The sequence below is a fragment of the Cupriavidus sp. R6-3 genome, assembly GCF_059772245.1.
Map to the genome: position 1 here is coordinate 1 of NZ_JCBAJO010000319.1, position 4,230 is coordinate 4,230.

Annotated in this window: 4 protein-coding genes; all 4 read right to left on the bottom strand. The window is 68.2% G+C overall.

Going from position 1 to position 4,230, the window contains the following annotated elements:
- Window positions 1-44: 44 nt before the first annotated feature.
- Genes AC6EI8_RS24725 through AC6EI8_RS24740 form a run of 4 tightly spaced genes read right to left on the bottom strand, consistent with a single transcriptional unit; the run spans window position 45 to window position 4,115 of the window.
- The gene (locus AC6EI8_RS24725; protein WP_149317069.1) at window positions 45-1,106 is read right to left on the bottom strand and encodes an ABC transporter ATP-binding protein; all 1,062 of its coding nucleotides are present in this window, start codon (window positions 1,104-1,106) and stop codon (window positions 45-47) included.
- 5 nt (window positions 1,107-1,111) lie between these two features.
- The gene (locus AC6EI8_RS24730; RefSeq protein ID WP_150082090.1) at window positions 1,112-2,113 is read right to left on the bottom strand and encodes an ABC transporter ATP-binding protein; all 1,002 of its coding nucleotides are present in this window, start codon (window positions 2,111-2,113) and stop codon (window positions 1,112-1,114) included.
- Between the two features lie 27 nt (window positions 2,114-2,140).
- A complete protein-coding gene (locus AC6EI8_RS24735) occupies window positions 2,141-3,133 on the bottom strand; it encodes an ABC transporter permease (protein WP_223819430.1) in 993 nt (330 codons plus the stop codon).
- A 4-nt stretch (window positions 3,134-3,137) separates the two neighbouring features.
- On the bottom strand, window positions 3,138-4,115 hold the full coding sequence (locus AC6EI8_RS24740; protein ID WP_149316552.1) for an ABC transporter permease: 978 nt from the start codon (window positions 4,113-4,115) through the stop codon (window positions 3,138-3,140).
- Between the last annotated feature and the right edge of the window lie 115 nt (window positions 4,116-4,230).

Below are 4,230 nucleotides of genomic sequence, written 5' to 3' on the forward strand. Positions count from 1 at the left end.
GGACGGCCGCCTGACGGTGCCCCGATGGCCGTACGGCGAGCCGCTCAGCGCTGGTCGTTCAGATGGCAGGCCGACATCCGCAGCGGTGCGATCTCCTTCAGCGCGGGCGCCTCCTCGCGGCAACGCGGCATCGCGTACGGGCAGCGCGGATGGAAGTGGCAGCCCGAAGGCGGATGCAGCGGCGACGGAATCTCGCCCTGGATCGCCACATAGGTCTTCTTGCCGACCTCCAGCTTGGGCGCCTCGGCCAGCAGCGCCTGCGTGTACGGATGGTTCGGGGCGGCGAACACCTGCTCGGTCGGCGCCGATTCGACCACGCGGCCCAGGTACATGATCACCACGCGGTCGCTGATGTGCTTGACCACGCCGAGATCGTGGCTGATGAACAGGTAGGTGAGGTTCAGTTCCTCGCGCAGCCGCATGAACAGGTTCAGCACCTGGGCCTGGATCGACACGTCTAGCGCCGCCACCGACTCGTCGCAGACCAGGAATTCCGGCCTGACCGCCAGCGCCCGCGCGATGCCGATGCGCGCGCGCTGGCCGCCGGAGAACTGGTGCGGAAAGCGCCGCAGCACGGTCGGGTCCATGCCCACCCGGGTCAGCATCTCCTCGACATAGGCCTTCTGGCCCGAGGCCGGCACGATGCCGTGCACCACCGGCGCCTCGCCGACAATATCCAGCACGCGCAGCCGCGGGTTCAGCGAGGCATACGGGTCCTGGAAGATCATCTGGATCGCCAGCTGCTTCTCGCGCTTCTTCTCGGCCGGCAGCTGCTCCAGGTCCACGCCCTTCCACAGCCGCGTGCCTTCGGTCAGCGTATGCAGGCCGACCGCCATCCGGCCCAGCGTCGACTTGCCGCAGCCCGATTCGCCGACCAGGCCGACCACCTCGCCGGCGCGGATGGCCAGGTCGACATGGTCGACCGCGTGCACCACTTCTTCCTTCGCATGCGCGCCGAACAGATTGGCGATGCGGGCGGCGGCGTCGAGCGACTTGACGAAGCGCTTGGAGACGCCGCGCAGCTCCAGCAGCGGCGTCTCGCTTGCCGCGGCCGGGGTCGTCGATGCCCCGGCGGCGGGCGCGTCGATCACGGACATATCGGTCATGCCGTTCATGCGGCCTCCTGGGTTTCGAGCACCGGATGGAAGCAGCGCAGGCGCCGTCCGTCTGGCGTGCTGCTCAGCGGCGGCTCGGTGCGGCAGATCTCGGTGGCGCGCGGGCAGCGCTCGCGGAAGGCGCAGCCGCCGGGCAGGTTCAGCAGCGACGGCGTCATGCCGGGGATCTGCCGCAGCGGCGTGCCGCGCGGATTGCGCGACGGCGCCGAGCCGATCAGCCCGTGCGTGTAGGGATGTTCGGGACGCTCGAGCACCTGCCGCACATCGCCGGCCTCGACGATCCTGCCGGCGTACATCACGCAGACGCTGTCGGCCAGGCCCGCGATCACCGACAGGTCGTGCGTGATCCAGATCAGCGCGGTGCCCGACTCGCGGCACAGCTTCTGCATCTCGTAGAGGATCTGGCCCTGGATCGTCACGTCGAGCGCGGTGGTCGGCTCGTCGGCGATGATCAGGTCCGGCTTGTTCAGCAGCGCGATGGCGATCGCCACGCGCTGGCGCATGCCGCCGGAGAACTGGTGCGGATAGGCCTGCAGCCGCTCGTCCGGCGACGGAATGCCGACCCGCGCCAGCGCATTGCGCGCGCGCTCGCGCGCCACGGCCTTGTCCACCTTCTCGTGCGCCAGCACCGCCTCGATCATCTGCGTATCGATGCGCAGCACCGGGTTCAGCGTCATCATCGGATCCTGGAAGATCATCGCGATGCGGTTGCCGCGCACGTTGCGCATCTGCGCCGGCGTCAGCCTGCGCAGGTCGCGCGTGACGCCGTCGCGGCTGGTCAGCTCGATGCGCCCGCCGACCACCTGCCCCGGCGGGTCGATCAGTCCCATGATCGAATAGCCGGTCATCGACTTGCCCGAGCCGGACTCGCCGACCAGGCCCATGATCTCGCCGCGGCCGATCGAGAAGGACACGCGATCGACCGCGCGCGCGACGCCGCCGCGCGTGAAGAAATGCGTCTCCAGGTCCTCGACCAGCAGTGTTGGTTTGCCGCTCATCCGGTATTCCCCTTGTGGCGTCGTCTCTTAAAGCGTCTGCAGGCGCGGGTTCAGGACGTCGCGCAGCTGGTCGGCGACCAGGTTCATCGCGACGATGGTGATCACCAGCGCAATGCCGGGGAAGAAGCTGATCCAGTACTTGCCGGACAGCATGTACTGCTGGCCGTTCGAGATCAGCGAACCGAGCGACGGCTCGGTGATCGGCACGCCCAGGCCGAGGAAGGACAGCGTGGCCTCCAGCGTGATCGCCGAGGCCACCTGCAGCGCGGCGATCACGATCAGCGGCGGCAGGCAGTTGGGCAGCAGGTGGCGGAACATGATGCGCCGCGCCGGCAGGCCCAGGCACGTGGCCGCCTCGATATATTCCTTGCGCCGCTCGACCAGCGCCGCGCTGCGCGTGGTGCGCGCGTAGTAGGCCCACTGCACCGCCACCAGCGCGATCACGATATTGCCGATGCCCGGACGCAGGAAGGCCAGCAGGATCAGCGCCAGCAGGATCGGCGGGAACGACAGCTGCAGATCGGCGACGCGCATGATCAGCGCCTCGACGCGTCCGCCGACGAAGCCGGCGATCAGCCCCAGCGTGGCGCCCAGCACCAGCGCGATCACCGTGCTGACCACGCCGACGCCGATGCTGATGCGCAGGCCGTACATCACCGCCGACAGGATGTCGCGGCCCTGCTCGTCCGAGCCCAGCAGGAAGGTCATGCCGTTGCCGGCCACCTCGCCCGGGGCCAGGCGCGCATCGAGCACGTCCAGCGTGGCGAGGTCGTAGGGATCCTGCGGCGCCAGCCACGGCGCGAAGATCGCGATCAGCACGATCGCGATCAGCACGGCCAGGCCCGCCACCGCGATCTTGCTCGAGAAGAACTGCCGGGCGAAGCGGCGCCATGGCGTGTCGACGGCCGCCGCGGCGGACGGCGTCGGCGTGCCGGTCGGGGTGCCCGGCGGGCCGGCGGGAATATCGGTGGTGGGAGCCGGCAGTCCGTCCGGCGTGCCCGGTTGCGTAGCGATGGTCATGGGATCAGCCCTTGTTGTCGGCGATGCGCACGCGCGGATCGAGCACGCTGTAGATGATGTCGACCGCCAGGTTGATCAGGATGAACAGCGTCACGATCACCATCAGGTAGGCGACGATCACCGGCCGGTCCAGCAGCTGAATCGAATCGATGATCAGCTTGCCCATGCCGGGCCAGGCGAAGATCGTCTCGGTGACGATGGCGAAGGCGATGATCGAGCCGAACTGCAGCGCGATCACGGTGACGATCGGGATCAGGATGTTCTTGAGCACATGCACGCCGACGATGCGCGTGTTCGACAGGCCCTTGGCGCGCGCGAACTTGACGTAGTCCTGCAGCATCGCCTCCTGGGTGCCGGCGCGCGTCAGCCGGATCACCATCGCGATATTGAGCAGTGACAGCGTGACGGCCGGCAGCACCAGATGGCGGATGCCGTCGACGGTCAGGAAGCTGACCGGGATGCCGAGTACCGAGACGGTCTGTCCGCGCCCGTTCGACGGCAGCCAGCCGAGCTGCACCGCGAACACCATGATCAGCATCAGGCCGACCCAGAAGGTCGGCAGCGAGAAGCCCAGGATCGACACCGTCATGATCGACTTGCCGGCGATGCCGTTGGGCCGCAGGCCCGCCCACAGGCCGAGCGGGATGCCGAGCACGATCGCCAGCAGGATCGCGCAGATCGCCAGCTCCATGGTCGCCGGCATCCGCTCGAAGATCAGCTTCAGCGCCGGCGTGCCGTGCGCGAACGAGATGCCCAGATTGCCCTGCAGCGCATTGGTCAGGAAGATCCAGTACTGCTCCCACAGGGGCTTGTCGAGGCCGAGCGCGGCGATGGTGCGCTTGATGTCTTCCTGATCGGCCTGCGGATTGATCAGGATGTCCACCGGATTGCCGATGGCGAACACACCGAGAAAGACCAGCAGCGACATGACGAAGAGCACGACCACGCTCTGCATCAGGCGCCGGATGATAAAGACCAGCATAGTCGGGACGCTTTTCCTTCGCCGCCGGCGCTGCGTACCGCCATGGCCCGCGCGAGGGGTCGCGCGAAGGCATGCGGCGGGACGCGGCACCGGCTGACGGCTATCGCCGCCCGAT

Excerpts from the sequence above, each read along its gene's own strand:
- AC6EI8_RS24725 (WP_149317069.1), bottom strand. The coding sequence starts at position 1,106 with ATGACCGATATGTCCGTGATCGACGCGCCCGCCGCCGGGGCATCGACG.
- AC6EI8_RS24730 (WP_150082090.1), bottom strand. The coding sequence starts at position 2,113 with ATGAGCGGCAAACCAACACTGCTGGTCGAGGACCTGGAGACGCATTTC.
- AC6EI8_RS24735 (WP_223819430.1), bottom strand. The coding sequence starts at position 3,133 with ATGACCATCGCTACGCAACCGGGCACGCCGGACGGACTGCCGGCTCCC.
- AC6EI8_RS24740 (WP_149316552.1), bottom strand. The coding sequence starts at position 4,115 with ATGCTGGTCTTTATCATCCGGCGCCTGATGCAGAGCGTGGTCGTGCTC.